Consider the following 16,219-nt stretch of genomic DNA (forward strand, 5'->3'; position numbering starts at 1 on the left):
CGATGGTTCTATTTCCGCCATGATCGAATACTCGTTTAGAATAAAGCACGAGGGATGTTGGACCAACAGTTTTAACGATGCGTTCCCGAACGCGCGTGCATCCATCATCTACTCCTATCTCGTTCACGGGACGAGCGTCACGATGATCGAGGTGACGCAGGTCGAAGAGGGGGAAATCGACGACCTCGTCGATTGGCTAGAGGATCATCCGGTGATGAACACGAGTCGACTCGTCAGTTTCACCAGCGCCACCAACCGGGGCGTCGTCTGTCTGGAAGGCGATTACGACACCGAGACCGAACCGGTACTGAACGTACTACTGGGAAACAGTTGTTTCCCGACGATACCGGCGACCGTCGCCGATGGGTGGGAACATTGGGACGTCCTCGCCCCGACGCACGAACAGGTGAGTCGCGCTCACGAGGAGTTACAGCAACTAGGCACCGTACAGATCGACTCGCTGCACTCCCCCGAGTTCGAGGGGATGTTCATGGGACTTCTCGAAGTCAAGAAAGCGATACAGAACCTCTCCGCTCGGCAACTCGAAGTGCTCTCGCTCGCCATAGAAGAAGGATACTACGACTCCCCCCGTTCGTGTAAACTCAAAGATTTAGCCGAACACGACCCGACGGGCGTCTCGACCGTCGGAGAACACCTTCGGCTCTCGGAGGCGAAGATTCTGAAAGCGATCGGTCCGATGCTGGACCAACCCGCCAAGGACTAGAACTCGTCCCGATACTCCTCGCGTTCCCATTCGGTCACGTGGTCCATCGATCGGTCGAACTCGTCCCGTTTTAACTGTACAAATTCCTCGACGAGCGCCGAACCGAGGGCATCCTCGATCACTTCGTCGTTTTCGAGGTGTTCGAGCGCCGTCCAGAGGGTACGGGGGAGACTCTCGTAGCCTTCGTCGTAGGCGTTCTCGATCGTCGGTTCGCCCGGATCGATCTCGTTTCGGATACCGTCCAATCCAGCCGCGAGCGAGGCCGCGAGACCGAGATACGGGTTACACGACGAGTCGGGTACCCTGTGTTCGATACGCGTCGCCGAATCGAGTTCGGGGGGTAGGCGAACCACCGTCGAACGGTTGTCCGGTCCCCACGCGATATTGACCGGGGCCCAGATTCCTGGGAGGAGCCGTTTGTACGAGTTGACCGTCGGCGCGCAGATCGCTGTCAGCGCTTTCATGTGTTCGAGGAGGCCACCGACGAAATGCCGTCCCGTCTCGGAAAGCCCGGACTCCCCGACCGGATGCTTTCCCGCGGGAAATCGGATATCGTCGGTATCGCTTTTGAACTCGTTCTCCGACCCCGTACGGTCCCACAGGCTGAGGTGGAGATGCATCCCATTGGCGTCCTCGTGTGAGTGCGGTCGGGGCATGAGCGTCGTTTTACATCCGTGCTGCCGCGAGACGGATTTGAGCATATGGCGGAGGAACATGACGGTATCCGCCGTCCGCAGGGCATCGTCGTACTCGATATTGATCTCGTACTGCCCCGGTTGCGATTCCTGATGGACACCGAGAACGTGGCCCCCCGCCGCTTCCATCGCGTTCGTCCAATCGCGGATGAGGTCCGATCCCATGTCGAGGGCGTCGAGGTCGTACGAACAGCGGTCGTTGTAGGGGACCCATCCACCATCGTCGTCCGGACGTAGGAGCGAGAACTCGGTTTCGACACCGACACGTGCCGTGTATCCCTCCGACGCGAGGTCTTCGAGGACGCTCCTGAGCGCACTCCTGCTGCAGAGGTCGAAGCGTGAACTATCTACGTTGGTCAGATCCGTGAAGACCGCCGCCGTGTCGGCGGCCCACTCTATCGGCATCACGGAGTCGACGTCGGGGACCGCCATCATGTCGCCCGCTTCGGCACCGTATTTCGGGTCGTCGAGGAGCGCAGGTTCGAGGGTCAGTTCGGCGACCCCGTTGGCGAACCCGACTCCCTCTTCGATCGCGTGTGATGCTTCGTCACCGGAGAGGGAGATTCCGCGTGCAACGCCATTGATGTCGGTCCAGACCAGGCGTATGGTTTCGTAATCTGAAAGGGAAGTCATTGGGACGCTTTCTCATCGTAGTATCGGGGCATATGTGTTTACCCCCAAACTTGCGATTTATTAATAATCGACTTCGGCGTTGAATGTAGACGCGAGAAATACTACTTCCACGACGAAAACGGAACGGGAGACGACTACGGGTGGCGTATCCACACGGATAGACCGACCGAAAGCACCTATTCGACCGCGTGAATTCTCTACTTCCGTACTACCTGTCCCCCGTTTCGAACTACTTCCCATATTGATAATAAACCCGTGAAATAGTGTCGGTTTAGACTGCATTTAATATCGTTAATAACGAATGAACTGTTCGAAAATGAGTTCGAACAGTCACGCAAGAGTTCAAAACAGCGAAATTCACCTGGACGACCGAGCGGGTCTATAACCTACCGGTGAATCCACCCAGTCGATGTCAAAGAATAATCCATCTCGGCGGACATTTATGAAGACGACGGGCGTTCTCGCAGCGGTCGGTGTCGGTGGCGCCATACCCGCGAGCGCGGAAACGGCAATTCCCGAAGCGCCGGTGCCGAACGACACTGACGAACTTACGTACGCGACGATGGGAACGGATCCGAACAATCCCACCGCGACCGTTTATGGCAACTTCAAATGCCCGTTTACCCAAAAATTCGTTCGAGAAGGCAATCTCGAAGCGGTACTGAACGAATACGTCACATCCGGTGAGATGAACATACGGTTTCGGGCGCTCGCATACCAACCGCCGGGGACATCCTCGCACGGTACGTCGACCTACTACATCTCCGATAGCGATCCGCTGATCTCGGAAGCCGCATTGAGCGTTTGGGACGTCTCGCCCGACGATTACTGGCAATTCTTCGACTACATGTTTTCGGGTCTCATCTCCGGAAACGTCTCGTTCAGCGAGATGAAAGGCCGCATGCAGACGGCAGACGTCTCCGATCGAGGAACGATCATCGACCGCGCCTCCTCCGGCCGATTCGATGATACTGTGGAAGAAAACCGCTACGATGCCGGTGATTACGGAGTCACGTTCACTCCGACGATGGTTCTCGATGGGGAAACGATCGCTCCCCACCACGATACCGATACCTTACTGAACTGGATCGGAGGTCAGCTTTCGAGTGCGAGTGACTTCTCGCCCGAAGAAACGACCACGTCCGAAAGTTCGTCGGAATCCGCGGATTCGAACGATACACCGAACTCGGATAGTGAATCGGATTCGAACGATACATCGAACTCGGATGATGGGTCGAATTCGGATGCTGTATCCGACTCTACGGATTCTGAAGTCAGTCAATCGTCTAGTAATGACGAAGATAGCTCCAAGGATACCACGGCAGGAGGGACGAAGGAGGATTCCGATCAGTCATCCGAATCCTCGACGGCAGAAAGTCAGTCCTCGACGGCGGAGACTCGGAGTTCGACGTCTAAATCGAAGGACGTATCGGCGAACGACGAGGACACCCCCACCGATAGCTCCGAGTCAAATGCCGATGACAGTCAAACTGAAACGATGTCTATCAGAGAGCTCTGCCGTCTCATTTTGAACCCTGTCTGATTATCCACCGAGGTGATCGATCCGTCTTGGGAAGCGAAATGAATCTATTCCAATTTGAAGTGCAATTTATAGTGGCAAAATGCAATCTCAAACTGTTGTAAACAATTCCTCAGCAAATACATTACTGGGTGTCACAATTTATACGATGTCGATTGAGAAGTCGTCCGGTGATCAGCGTCGACGAATTCCCCAGTGAATCGACAAACGGCCGGTGGTTACGAGATTTCGAGATGGCAAATAGAATCGGAACCACAATTAGGACACGTTTCGGCAGTCCCACAGAGCGTTTCTCCACACCTTCGACACTCGACGACGATATCTGATCGATCATCAGATACGAAGAGGTGGTGGATGTGAGGTACGATTTTCATATCAATTTCTCTTATCAATTAGTAATAGGCTTTGTGGGTAGTTAGCAATCCAACATGTCGTTCCGTTCCACGAACCGTCCAATTCTTGCCGAAGCGTGATACAAGCGGTGGATAACAAAAACACAAAGCACTTATCAGCCCGATTTATATCAATGAGTATGGACGTCTCGGCAACTATTCCGGAAGGGAGTGTCGCTGAAAGGGTCGTATTGGTCCCACTGACGGCGATCTTTACGACGCTGTTGATCGTAACGGTCACGGCTGTACTACTTACACAGCGGCAGTTCGAGACTGCCTACCATTGGCTCGTCTTCGACTGGCGGGAACCGATATAATCCTCTCATCGTTACCGGGTCCGTTCCAGTCACGGTTTGCCGGTTCGCCGTCGTTTTCGCTCTTCTCCGAGGGAAACTATCGAACGCTCCGTCGTCGATGTCTTTGTCGATAGCATTCGTGCTTTCGGATACTGATACGATAGAGGTGGTCCACGGGTACGGACGGGCCATCGGGTTTGCACGTATCTATTCAGGATGTCGTGATCGTGTGTCCGCTCGGTTTGAGACGCCGTCCAAGCCACGTTACGACCACAGCGAACAGGTAGTACGTTACGATGAGACCGGCGTTCCAGAGATACCTCTCCGAACCGGGAACGATCGGATCGATAGCGTAGACGACGTTCTCAAGCCCCCAGAAACTATCATACAGAACGAGCATGAGGAGGTACGCTGGGAGGAATAACACCCGAGGGAGTTCCCCATAGCTGTAGATATCGACCACATCGGGGAGGTGCCACGTCAGCGCTAGGAAGGCGAATAGAAGCAAGGTCGTTCTTGCGGTCCACGCCGACGGGGTGTTAGGCGACTGCTGTCCATCTGTCCCATTCGAGAGATACTCGGCCAGCGAACGAAGGTCGTCCGTTTCCAGACCGAATGCCCGAATGTCGTTCTCTCGGACCGTATTGTCGAATTGGAGTGACCGATACTGGTCGATACCCATGGGGAATCCCGGGAGTTTGCTACCGACGTGTAACCCGAGTTTGGCGAATACCATCGGTATCGGAACGACCTTGGTCGACGTCCCGTCGGCTTGGTACACCAACCGCGTTACGTCGGCGAGCGTGAGCACGTCCGGACCGCCGAGTTCGTGGACTTCCCCGTCGTGCTCGTCGTTTTCGACCGCATCCGCGAGCATCGGGGCCAGGTCGCCGACCCACAGTGGTTGGAAACGGGTCGTTCCACCGCCCGGCAAACCGGTTACGTATGGGGTCGTGAGCATCTTCGTGAAGTCTACGAACTCGCCGCCGTCGCCGAAGATTACCGATGGGCGTACGAGTACCCAATCGAGGTCGGCGTCACGAACCGTTCGCTCCGCCGCACCTTTCGCTCGGAGATAGGCCGTCGGGCCATCGGGGTCCGCACCGAGGGCACTCATCTGAACGAGTTTCCGGACGTCGTGTGCTTCTGCCGCTTCGACCACGTTCGCGGTGCCATCAGCATGGACGCGCTCGTGCATCCCTTCCCCGCCATCCGGCGTGAACAGTGGCGAAAGGGCCACGAGATTGACGACGACCTCTTGGTCGGCGAACGCTCCTTCGATCGATTCGTACTCGGTCACGTCCCCATTCGCTACTCGAACGGTGTCCGCGGGGTGGTCGTTCTCCGCTGCACGCGCGAGAACGGTCACCGCGTGCCCTCGATCCACCAATTCGCGAACGACGTTCGTGCCAATAAATCCGGTACCGCCGACGACCAGGACGTTCATATACGTCGTTTTATCTGCGGAGCAGTTTACGATATCTGCCTGCACACGTGCCAATCAGTGGCGTCTCCGCCAGTGGTCGTCCATGGTGAATCTCCTGCAAACCCGCGCGATACTCCTCAGGGTCCGAGCGAAAACGGGAATGAAAACGAGGGTTCGATCAAATCGGCCTGTCCGCGGTACCGTTCGAACAACTTCTCGCCCCACTGGAGGAACTCCGTATCGGTCGAATGGACGCACGCTTCGAGGTGGCCACCACTGTCGTATGCCCCCATTAAAAGCTGGTCGTCACCGAGGGTGAGGCCGAACCCGAGGCTATCCGGATAGCGGTAGAGGTCGAGGACACCGACGCTCACGACGATTTTAAATTCGGTCGGATTCAGACTGCGTGCTCGATCGATCGTGTCTTCGGCCATCACCAGTTCGGTGTGGACGCCATCCAGTGCTAGTTCGGCGTGGACGTCGTGGAACAAGCGACTGAGAACCGGTGAGATCATTCGAATATGGTCGGAGTCGAACTCCCGGACGCGTTCGAGGTATGCACGGATCGGTGCTTGTGGATTCTCGGGGGAGACTGTGACGAGGGAAGCGCCATCCAACCACCGTGGATCAGGAGAGTGCTCGATATCGGGGAGGTTCCTGAGAAACGGCTCGAACGTCTCGATTCGGTCCAACGTCTTCAAGTAGGTCGTGTGTTCGTCGACGATGCAGTCACCGACGTCGTGAGCCGATACGTGCCACCGCTTTTAGTCGCCCAGCCACGTTCGACGAATTGGCCGAGATGGCGTTGAATGCTCCGCCGGGAGAGGGACAGGTCGTCGGCGAGTTCCGCTGGCGATCCGGGTCGTTTCCTGAGATGGGTGAGCAACTCTCGGCGTTCCGGAGAACCGGCGAGGAATCGAGCGAGATCGTTCGACATCGTAGCAGTCACTACGCTTTCACGTCCAAAAAACAAGTTGCTTTTCGGTAGCGGAACGGGATCGACGGAACTGCAATCATCGAGGTAGATTCGAGCAGGATGAATGGCCATGCTTGCAACCGAGTGATTCATCCACACGTCGTTTTGGCCGTCTGATTATCCTCGAAAATGGCGGTCTGCATGGTACATCGATAGGTGATACCGTCCCCGTCGGGCACACGAATCGGCTTGCCGACTCCGAGCGGGTTAACGACGAGTTGTGTGTGGACCACGATGGTGGAACGTTCGTCGTTGCGAACGTGCGAGCGGAACCAGTCATCGACTTTGTCGTTGTTCATCGTGATCGGGATGACGACGTCCCGGGTTTCTCCCGGCAATAGAAGCTTCCGTTTCGTCGCGTTCGCCGAAAGGACACCGCTTCCCGAGTGAAACATGGGGATGCCGTTTACGTCGGCCCTCATTCTGAGTCCGGTCGGATCGACGACGATGGGAACCGTCTCGCTCGGGTTGTGAATTCGAAATCGCACTAGGACCGTCGTTCGATTCCGATTGACACGCCCCAACGTCGTCTCGACGTCCTGCACCTCCGCGCCGACGGTCACGTTCCGATGAACGGGACGACGTCAACTCGCCGAGTACGGACGTACTTCCCTTCCGTTTTCGCGGCGGCGTGTGAGAGCGAATCGAGAATGGGTGCTCGGTCCGCAAACTGGGTATGCGTCTTCGAGACGTGATACGACCAGTTTTTGACGGGAGTGGCGATGCGAACGTTCCCGTGAGCAGTCGCATGGATCGTTTCGTTCGCCTCGATGAAATTCACCCACCAGTCCTTCAGCCGGTCGTTTTGGATGTATGTAGACTGAGTTTGTGTCGTGTTCCCGCGGGGAAGGTCCACCCTGTTTCGAGTTCCCGTAGCAACGGTGACTCCGTTGAGGGAAAGCGAGTAGCGTGCGTGCAGTGTGTTGCCGGTCGTAAACTCGATAGGATACGGATTGGTCGTCCAGAACGTCGTAACGACCTCGGTTTGATGAGGGGTGACGCTCCCCCAGTCTCCGAAGTCCTGAACGCCAGCGGATGGTTTCGGTACTGCTCCGCTCGTCACCGCGAGGTATCCACTCCCGGCGAGAACGAGTATCACTAGTACACCTCCGATAACGAGGTTTCGTATTCGTGTCATGAGTGTTCGAATCCTTTCGAACCGTTCGTCAGCGATTTCGGTCCTCCGTACGACGGGAGAATGAATCCCGAGGAGCGTAATTCTCTTGGCTATTTCGTTGTAATTATCTGTGATTTTTCATCAATAGATCGATAGGGCCGACTCCGAGGCGGGGGAAACGGTTTCGCGTAGACTGTTTCACTTCGTTCGTGTTAGATATTTCAACGGAAGGAACCGCATAACAATACCGGATGCGGCCATTGATTGGTATGCGAGCGCCGTAGGATGTGGACTCGATTGCCAGGTTCCTACGCGTTCGAGCATCGCTGAGCAAACAACGCCATGTCGCACGTCATACATACGCTAGCCTGGCTGTGCCCACTCTCCTGGCACAGTCAATCTACGCTCCGATAGCGAGAAATCCGAGGAGAACGGGTTGCTTGTTGGTAGAAGCACCATCGACACCGCGTCGATGGCGGCCACTCCGTGGCCCCGGTGGTTCGATTCCACCCCCGTTCGTTTTCCCAGTACCGATTTGCCCAACCCGGAGATTTGATCACGAATGTTGCCGAACGGGGATTTCGAACCCCTCGACGGTTCGAATATTTCGTCGAGGTCGTATGGGAATATTTGAATAGTATACTCCAACACAAGATAGTATGGCAGATGTCTTCGCTACTAATTTGATCGGGATGACAGCCATCGGGACGCATGGAACTACCCTCGGGGAGGTCTCCGATATTACAACGAACGTGAATGTAGGGGAGCTCTTGCACCTCGTTATCGACCCCGATGAAACCGCCGATCAGGACGGCATCGATATCGCTGTCGACGAGAACGATTTCTTCGAGTTGCCCATCGATCGGATTCACGCCGTCAATGACTATATCGTCGTAGAACTGTGAGTACCTGTCTACATCGAAAAGACGGTCGTCACGATATACGTGAGTCGAGGTTTCCGTCAGCGGCTACTCGGTGAAACGCGGTTGCGAGCAATTGCTGTCGTCGCTGGTCGTGATCTTTTCGCTTCTCGGAGTATGTGACTGGCTACCAACATTCAATGCGATTTTATACCATTCTGAAACGACGGAAGTGATACGAGAGGTCATCAATCATGAGATTTTCCACGGAGTAAGGAGCTTCTCGGTTTACGCATCGGTTGCGCTGTGGTCCGTACACGTAACAGCAGTCGCTATGAAGACCGGACTTGCTAGAAAACCGATCCACGACGACCGATTTCGAACCTGACGGCCGCCCCGTCTAAAAACGGTGACGGGGCTGCTGGTGGGAGGCGTTCTGATACGCGTTAGCGGTATCGCTGCGCCGAGAGATGCTGTATTGCCCGCGAATCGATTCGACCGACTGCACGAGTAGCCATCTATGCAACAACCACCCCGAAAACGATTGCCCCACGAACAGAGTAACCGGAATACCGGTCGTCCACCACCCGGACAGCAGGATTCGATAGACGCGGTCGTCGTGATCCTACTCGGACTCCCCCTGTACCTGGTAGTGGGGCTGTTACTGAGTACGGCCCCGAGCCTTGCTGTAGTGATCGCGGCGATTGCTGGAATCTCCACGCTTTCGGTCGTTATCCCTTCCGTCGTCATTCGACTCGTCACGATTGCGCTCGAACGACGAAGTCCGAACAGCGCATCGATGCGGAACGACACGGAGGCGACCGGGAATTCGAATCCCGAATAGACCGGCGAGTGGACATCCTATTTTCGTCCCTTCGAACGCTTGGACGCGAGCGGTCAACTTGCTCTAAGAACCGTACTCCAGAGTCAAGCGACCGGTGTCGTATTCATCCGAGCGTCGATCACGTCGTATATATTGACCCGGTGAAATCCTAAGAAATAGGTACAATAGGTGACGTAGTTAGCTATTTCATCCGTGATCCCGTTCCGCCGATTCTCTGCGAAATCACCACAACATCTATCACGAATCTTGGTGAAGTTGTGGTGCTATGCAGACCGCAAGATGGCACGGACAACGTGACATTCGCGTCGAAGAGACGGAGGAATCGAGTGTTGGAGCGACGGATGTACGCGTGGAGGTCGATACGTGCGGGATCTGTGGCTCCGATTTACACGAGTACGCGGCAGGACCCATATTCATCCCCGAAGGAGATCCACATGCGATTTCGGGTGAACGGGCACCGATCACGATGGGACACGAGTTCAGCGGTGTTATCAGTGAGGTAGGGGAGGACGTGGAAAACCTTACCGAGGGTGACGCAGTGGCGATCAATCCCATCCTCTATTGTGGCGAGTGTCGCCAATGTCGGGAGGGAAATTATCATATCTGTGATTCCGGTGGTTTCGTCGGTCTGTCCGGTGGCGGCGGTGGGTTCGCCGAAAACGTGGTTGTGAGTGCAGAGAAGGCAGTTCCACTCGGGGAGGACGTTCCGCTCGAACACGGCGCGCTAGTCGAACCGTTGAGCGTTGGTCTCCATGCCGTTCGTCGATCGGGTATCAGTGCAGGCGACACCGTCGCGGTCTTCGGCAGCGGCCCCATCGGCCTGTCGGTGATTCAATGTGCACGGGCGGCCGGTGCCAGACGGATTTTCGTCTCGGAGCCCCGGGCGGCCCGCCGTGACCGAGCGGCGGACTCCGGGGCCGACCATCTCATCGACCCAACCGAGGTCGATGCCGTCGACGAAATACGTTCATCGACTGACGGTGGCGTCGATGCGGCGTTCGAAGTCGCTGGCATCGAACCGACGTTCAACGCCGCGCTCGAAAGTACACGGCCTGGCGGGACCGTTACCGTCGTGAGTATCTGGGAAGAGACGGTGAATATGCCCCCGAACACACTCGTCCTCGGCGAACGGACGCTCACCGGAACGCTCGCGTATCTGGGAGGGCCGCGCTCGAACGAGGAATACGGGATGGTTATCGATATGCTCGCGGACGGGACGCTCGATCCGGATCCGCTCGTTACCGACCGCATCGGTCTCGATGATATAGTCGACGAGGGGTTCGAATCGCTCCTCGACGAAGGGAGCGATCAAGTGAAAATCTTCGTCAAACCGTGATTTTCACCCCGGTTCGATAGAGTTAGATAATTCCGACGGACTGCACATTACCTTCTCCAAATTTTGACAACTCGTTTGGTGTCTTCCGTGTAAAACCGATGATGGCGTGCCGTGACACCGAAGCGAATGTTTATGAAATCTGATGTCGATTCATTGACGCATGGATTACACTGTAATCTCGAACCAGCCCACAGGAGGTCGGCCCTAGATGTGTACTCGCCTCTCGTATCTCGGACCTGATGACCGCACTCTCACGGCCCGGTCGATGGACTGGAAAGTGGATATCGGAACGAACATTTGGACGCTCCCCCGTGGCATAGAGCGCGATGGCAAGGTCGGGCCGGCCTCGTTGACCTGGACGGCTCAGTATGGTAGCGTGGTCGCCACTGCCTTCGATGAGGTCACGACGGACGGCGTGAACGAAGCTGGTTTAGTAGCCAACTTGCTTTGGTTGCCCGAGTCGGAATATCCGGACTGGGACGGCGAGTCATCCGCAATGTCGATCTCGCTGTGGGCGCAGTATATGCTGGATAATTTCGAGACCGTCGCCGAGGCCGTAGAGAACGTTCGACGGGAGGATTTCGCAGTCGTAACCGCCCAAGTTCCGGGCGAAGATCGGTTGGCTGCACTCCACCTCTCGCTATCGGACGCCACCGGTGACAGTGCGATCATGGAATTCGTAGATGGGGAGTTGGTCGTCCATCATAGCCGCGATTACCAAGTCATGACCAACTCGCCGACCTTCGACAAACAGCTCGCATTGGCCGAGTACTGGAAAGAGATCGGTGGCACGGTGATGCTTCCCGGAACGAACCGTCCAGCGGACCGGTTCGTAAGAGCCCGTTTCTACGCGGACGCGATTCCTCACGTCGAGGATCGGCGTACTGCGACCGCAAGCGTATTTAGCGTCATTCGAAACGTATCCGTGCCGTACGGTATCAGCACGCCGGACGAACCCCACATTTCATCGACGCGATGGCGAACGGTCGTGGATCACAAGGACCTGATTTACTACTTCGAGTCGGCGCTCACGCCCAACGTCTTTTGGATCGAATTGGACGACATCGACGTCTCTTCCGAAGCGGATGCGCGAGTTCTCGAATTGGGACCGAATCAATCCAACACCTTCTCGGGAGAAGTGTCCGAGCAAATGGTCGCTAGCGAGCCGTTTACGTTTCTCGGGGCCCCCGCCGAGTAGCGATCACGTCATCGGGGTTTCGAACGCCGAATTTGGAAGAGATGATCCCCACACAGCACAGGTAGATCACGGGAATAAATGGTGTTTCAGGTCGATAAGGTTATGTGAAAATAATATTATCGTTCTCGGGAAATACAAGAATGAAATTACGTATGGCGAGTTTCTGAACGAGGCAATTTAGCGCGCAAATATTATTTTGCCGCCTTTCAGCGAGATTGTTCTCGTGTAGAGGAGAATCTTTCCCTGTGATTTCTTAGTTATAAAATGATTACTGGAGAAATCAGTTAACCAGTCATCGAAGAATGTATTCTCGATTTAGCTCATGATTCGTATGGGTGCGGTGGCCCGGGAGGGGTTCAGGTATGACTTACCGAACCGTCTGTGCAACGTGTTCGACGACTTCGTCGTGTCGTGTGCCGTTCGTTGCGACGATGCCCTCGGCGTCCGGCGTCCAACGGGTACCATCGATGTCGGTTACCGTTCCACCTGCCTGTTCGACCAAATACACTCCTGCAATCGTGTCCCACGGATTCGGCTCCGGTTGCGTCGAGACGGCAGCGTCGATGGCACCGCTCGCGACCATTCCTAACGTCACCTGTGCGCAGCCGAAACGCCGTAAATCGCCGAATTGGCGTATCAGTCCCCGAAGAAGGTTTCCAAATTCCTCGTCCCGTTCGGAACCGTATCGGAGAATGGGCGCGACGATGAACTGTTCAGGGTCGGTTTCCATACTCACCGCTGTTTGCTCGCCGTTCAGCATCGTACCGTTCGAATCCACGGTGTAGACGTCGTCCAAAGCCGGGGCGACGGTCGTCGCGGCGACGGTTTCGTGATCACGGACCGCGGCTACCGTCGTCGTCCAGAGGTGAACTCCTCTGACGAAGTTCGTCGTTCCGTCGATTGGATCGATGACCCAGGCGTTTCCGTCATCGGGAAGGGACTTGCGTTCGTCCTCTTCCTCGCCGACGATGGTCGCCTCGGGATATCGATCTTTGATGATCTCGATGACCCGCTGTTGCGTGTCGGTGTCCGCCTGCGTGACGAAGTCCATCTTCGAGTCCTTGGTTTCGACGTCCAACTCGGTTCGGAATTGTCTGTGAGCGACGGTTGCACCCTCTACTGCCGCACGGAACGTGGTATCTTGTCGTGTCATGATTGCCGTTTTCGTCGTGTACGTTCGAATCCCATCATATTACATATTATCGCCGGACACCCGGAGAAACAATCCAACTAGTGAAATCAGACGATTCGGGCCCCTGATGTTTCGAATATCCACGCCTCTTCGGTCTCGAAATCCACCCGAACGCGGTCCGTGTGCTGTGAAATCTCACCTTGTGACGTGAGCGCCGAGAGGGAAATTCCGTCTGCGGATAGGTGGATCGCGTCCCTGTCGCCGAGCGGTTCGATCACGTCGACGTCCGCAACGAACATGTCTCGACCACTATCGAGACGCAGGTACTCGGGTCGAATACCGTAAACGACGGTTTCCCCTACGCGGTCTTTCATCACCGCGGTTTGCTCATCCGTCGCGGGAATCGTGCCGAGGTCGGTAACGAAAGACAGACCCGTCGAATCGCGTTCGACCGTCCCCTCGATCAAGTTCGGCGACGGCGACCCGATGAAGTCGGCGACGAAGCGATTCGTGGGGTCGTTGTAAATGTCGTACGGACTTCCGATCTGTTGCACGTGACCGTCGTTCATCACGACGATTTTGTCGCCAAGCGTCATCGCCTCCTCCTGATCGTGTGTCACGAAGATCATGGACGTGGTCAGTTCACGTTGGATCTTCTTGACTTCGACGCGCATGTGGTCCCGAAGGTTGGCGTCGAGCGCGGAAAACGGCTCATCGAGTAGAAACGCTGCGGGTTCCATCACCATCGCACGGCCCAGCGAGACGCGCTGTTGTTGTCCGCCGGACAACGCCGAGGGCTTTCGATCCAACATCGGGGCGATGTCGAGCGTTTCCGCGACATCCTCCACGCGCCGGTTCTTTTCGTCCTTGGAGAGGTCCGTGTTCATGTCGAGACCGAACCGCATGTTCTTCCGCACGCTCATGTGTGGAAACAGCGCGATGCTCTGGAAGACGAATGCGAGGTTTCGATCCTTCGATTTCAACCCAGTGATGTCCTCATCGTCCACGAGGATGTGACCGCTATCCGGTTCTTCGAGTCCAGCAATGCAACGAAGCGTGGTGGTTTTTCCGCATCCCGAGTGGTCCGACGAAGACGACGAACTCGCCTTCATCGATGTCGATGTTCACGTCGTCGCATGCGACGATTTCCCCGTCGTTGAACGTCTTCCGAATTTCATCGATCTGGATGTGTGTCGTCCCGCTCGCTCCGGAAGGTTGGCTGGCGTCCGATTTCACTGTCGATTCGTTCGAACTGGTCTCGTCTGTTGTTTGCGTCATTGTTGGTTGTGGTATCGAAGGTCGTGTCATACGGTGAATGCGTTTTCGAGGTAGTTCCGTGCGACGAGGTAGATTATCGTCGGTGGGATTCCGATGATGAGCGTCTCGGCCATCAGTTTCCCCCAATACACTCGTTCACCCGACCCACCGCCGATGGTCCCATACAGCACCGGGACGGCCGGAACCGGTCCGGTACCGGTCGTCAACAGGTTCGCGAAGAGGAAGTCGTTCCATCCGGTGAGGAAGGCGAGGAAGCCGACAGCGACGATGCCCGGCGCGGCCAACGGAAGGATCACCCGAAGGAACGCAGTGAACTGCGTACAGCCGTACACTTGGGCCGCTTCCTCGATGTCGTCCGGGAGTTTCTCGAAGAAGTCCCGGAGGATCCAAATCGCGAACGGGGTGACGAACACCTGATACGCCAGGATCATTCCGGGAATGGTGTTGTACAGTCCCAAGTCGTTCCAGAGGTCCATGATCGGGATGACGAGGAGGATGTACGGGAACATCATCGCCGAGATGATGGCGTAAAAACCCGCTTTCTTCCCGTAGAACTCCTTTCGAGCGAACGCGTACGCTCCCGGTATGGTGATGATCAATGCCAGTATCGCGGTCCCGGCACCGATGAGGAAACTGTTCAGGAGGTTCGTCTTGAGTTCGGTAAAGCCGTTCGTCCACGCCTTCAACGTCGGTGCGTGCGGGATGAGGTGTGGTGCACCGAAGAACTCGTTCGGCGGCATGAACGACACCGAAACGATGAACAACAGGGGAATGAGGTTCGATAACACCAGAAACCCGATCACACCGTACGTGGTCGCTTTGACGGTGACACCGACGGTGTCGTAGCCTTCGGTACTCATGCTCCCTCCTCACTCGCGCGCTCGAACTCGCGGATAAACACGAACACGAAGCCGATGGTCAGGAGGAGCAGGACGATTCCGACCGCGTAGGCGACGCCCATCTGTCCCTGACCGTAGGCGAACCGATACAGTAGCACCGCGAGGATCGAGGTATCGTAGCCCGGCCCTCCGTTGGTGAGTTGGAGCACCTGCGAAATCTTCGTCATGTTCCAGATGAGCCTGATGCTCACCGCGACCAAAATCGCGCTTTTCAGTTGGGGAAGTGTTACACGAAGGAACGTCTGATATCGGTTCGCACCGTACATCTGTGCCGTTTCGTACATCTCCTCGGGGATGCTTTCGAGGTTCGCAGAGATGATGAGGAACATGAACGGCCAGAACGTCCAGGTCGTCACGAACATGACGACGCCGAGTGCCATATCCCCGTGGCTACCCCAGTAGATGGTCTTATCTAGGACGTGCCATTTCGTGAGAAAGCCGAAGACTGGCCCGAGGTCCGGTTCGAGCATATACGCCCAGATGGTGCCCGTTATCAGTGGAGGGACGGTGTACGAGATGAGGAACGTCCCGGTTACGAACCCTTTTCCACGCCGAAGTTCACGAACCGCGAGCGCGGCCATCACGGCGACGACCAATTGAAACACGGTGGTGAGCGTGAACATCAAGGTCACCTTCAGCGACGTGTAGAAGGGGTTCCATCCGAACAGGAACGTGTAGTTCTCGATGCCGGTCCACGTCGGTTCACCGCCGAACGGCCAGTTGTTGAAACTCATGTAGATTCCCTGCATGAACGGCATCCACATGAGCACGACGAGGAAGAGGAGAACCGGGAGTATCAGCAGATATGAGAACCAGTCCTCCGATAACTGTTCGGTTCGATTTCTCACGTCGAATAGGTTTCGTGTCGACATA

Annotated in this window: 16 protein-coding genes and 1 pseudogene; 6 read left to right on the top strand and 11 right to left on the bottom strand. The window is 56.0% G+C overall.

From position 1 onward, the window contains the following. Positions 1-19: 19 nt before the first annotated feature. Entirely contained in the window at positions 20-724 is a 705-nt protein-coding gene (locus A4G99_RS18185) for a helix-turn-helix domain-containing protein (RefSeq protein WP_066146913.1), read from the top strand. Here A4G99_RS18185 and A4G99_RS18190 read toward each other — a convergent pair. Then, positions 721-2,052: a glutamine synthetase family protein gene (locus tag A4G99_RS18190; protein ID WP_066146915.1), complete on the bottom strand. Its 1,332-nt coding sequence runs from the start codon at positions 2,050-2,052 to the stop codon at positions 721-723. The two genes, A4G99_RS18185 and A4G99_RS18190, sit on opposite strands and share 4 nt — an antisense overlap. A 409-nt stretch (positions 2,053-2,461) precedes the next feature. Here A4G99_RS18190 and A4G99_RS18195 point away from each other — a divergent pair, with 409 nt between their 5' ends. Beyond that, positions 2,462-3,595, top strand: coding sequence for a thioredoxin domain-containing protein (locus A4G99_RS18195; RefSeq protein ID WP_082837899.1), 1,134 nt, complete (start codon positions 2,462-2,464; stop codon positions 3,593-3,595). 1,232 nt (positions 3,596-4,827) lie between these two features. On the opposite strand, the pseudogene A4G99_RS18205 reads toward A4G99_RS18195, so the two are convergent. The 5 genes and pseudogenes from A4G99_RS18205 to A4G99_RS18220 all read right to left on the bottom strand — a co-directional run. Beyond that, positions 4,828-5,727 (bottom strand): annotated as a pseudogene (locus A4G99_RS18205) (complex I NDUFA9 subunit family protein); the annotation flags it as partial. Positions 5,728-5,843: 116 nt separating this feature from the next. Then, on the bottom strand, positions 5,844-6,407 hold the full coding sequence (locus A4G99_RS18210) for a winged helix-turn-helix domain-containing protein (RefSeq protein WP_223301977.1): 564 nt from the start codon (positions 6,405-6,407) through the stop codon (positions 5,844-5,846). Then, the gene (locus tag A4G99_RS27520; RefSeq protein WP_223301978.1) at positions 6,404-6,643 is read right to left on the bottom strand and encodes a helix-turn-helix domain-containing protein; all 240 of its coding nucleotides are present in this window, start codon (positions 6,641-6,643) and stop codon (positions 6,404-6,406) included. Before A4G99_RS27520 ends, A4G99_RS18210 begins: the two co-directional genes overlap by 4 nt. A gap of 128 nt (positions 6,644-6,771) precedes the next feature. Next, positions 6,772-7,245 (bottom strand): hypothetical protein, encoded by a 474-nt coding sequence (locus A4G99_RS18215; protein ID WP_066146923.1) that lies wholly within the window; start codon positions 7,243-7,245, stop codon positions 6,772-6,774. Then, positions 7,242-7,781 (bottom strand): LEA type 2 family protein, encoded by a 540-nt coding sequence (locus tag A4G99_RS18220; protein WP_190303807.1) that lies wholly within the window; start codon positions 7,779-7,781, stop codon positions 7,242-7,244. Before A4G99_RS18220 ends, A4G99_RS18215 begins: the two co-directional genes overlap by 4 nt. 677 nt (positions 7,782-8,458) lie before the next feature. Here A4G99_RS18220 and A4G99_RS18225 point away from each other — a divergent pair. The 4 genes from A4G99_RS18225 to A4G99_RS18235 all read left to right on the top strand — a co-directional run bounded on the left by A4G99_RS18225 (position 8,459) and on the right by A4G99_RS18235 (position 12,037). Next, on the top strand, positions 8,459-8,704 hold the full coding sequence (locus A4G99_RS18225; RefSeq protein ID WP_066146927.1) for a PRC-barrel domain-containing protein: 246 nt from the start codon (positions 8,459-8,461) through the stop codon (positions 8,702-8,704). Between the two features lie 475 nt (positions 8,705-9,179). Then, positions 9,180-9,503 carry a hypothetical protein gene (locus A4G99_RS25295; RefSeq protein WP_150123153.1) on the top strand — a complete coding sequence of 108 codons (324 nt, stop codon included), beginning with the start codon at positions 9,180-9,182 and terminating at the stop codon, positions 9,501-9,503. A gap of 265 nt (positions 9,504-9,768) precedes the next feature. Beyond that, positions 9,769-10,839 (top strand): 2,3-butanediol dehydrogenase, encoded by a 1,071-nt coding sequence (locus A4G99_RS18230; RefSeq protein ID WP_082837900.1) that lies wholly within the window; start codon positions 9,769-9,771, stop codon positions 10,837-10,839. A 208-nt stretch (positions 10,840-11,047) separates the two neighbouring features. Further along, positions 11,048-12,037 (top strand): linear amide C-N hydrolase, encoded by a 990-nt coding sequence (locus A4G99_RS18235; RefSeq protein ID WP_066146929.1) that lies wholly within the window; start codon positions 11,048-11,050, stop codon positions 12,035-12,037. 367 nt (positions 12,038-12,404) lie between these two features. Here the strand turns inward: A4G99_RS18235 and A4G99_RS18240 are convergent, their stop codons facing one another. The 5 genes from A4G99_RS18240 to A4G99_RS18255 all read right to left on the bottom strand — a co-directional run bounded on the left by A4G99_RS18240 (position 12,405) and on the right by A4G99_RS18255 (position 16,218). Beyond that, positions 12,405-13,190, bottom strand: coding sequence for an inositol monophosphatase (locus A4G99_RS18240; protein WP_066146931.1), 786 nt, complete (start codon positions 13,188-13,190; stop codon positions 12,405-12,407). An 86-nt stretch (positions 13,191-13,276) separates the two neighbouring features. Next, positions 13,277-14,281 (bottom strand): ABC transporter ATP-binding protein, encoded by a 1,005-nt coding sequence (locus A4G99_RS18245; RefSeq protein ID WP_223301979.1) that lies wholly within the window; start codon positions 14,279-14,281, stop codon positions 13,277-13,279. Further along, the gene (locus A4G99_RS27525; protein ID WP_223301980.1) at positions 14,190-14,447 is read right to left on the bottom strand and encodes a hypothetical protein; all 258 of its coding nucleotides are present in this window, start codon (positions 14,445-14,447) and stop codon (positions 14,190-14,192) included. The genes A4G99_RS18245 and A4G99_RS27525 overlap by 92 nt, the downstream gene beginning before the upstream one ends. Before the next feature lie 26 nt (positions 14,448-14,473). Next, positions 14,474-15,307, bottom strand: a complete 834-nt coding sequence (locus tag A4G99_RS18250) for a carbohydrate ABC transporter permease (protein ID WP_066146933.1) — start codon at positions 15,305-15,307, stop codon at positions 14,474-14,476. Further along, the gene (locus tag A4G99_RS18255; protein ID WP_066146935.1) at positions 15,304-16,218 is read right to left on the bottom strand and encodes a carbohydrate ABC transporter permease; all 915 of its coding nucleotides are present in this window, start codon (positions 16,216-16,218) and stop codon (positions 15,304-15,306) included. The genes A4G99_RS18250 and A4G99_RS18255 overlap by 4 nt, the downstream gene beginning before the upstream one ends. Between the last annotated feature and the right edge of the window lies 1 nt (position 16,219).

Origin of the sequence: Haladaptatus sp. R4, from assembly GCF_001625445.1 — an archaeon.
Lineage (GTDB): Archaea > Halobacteriota > Halobacteria > Halobacteriales > Haladaptataceae > Haladaptatus.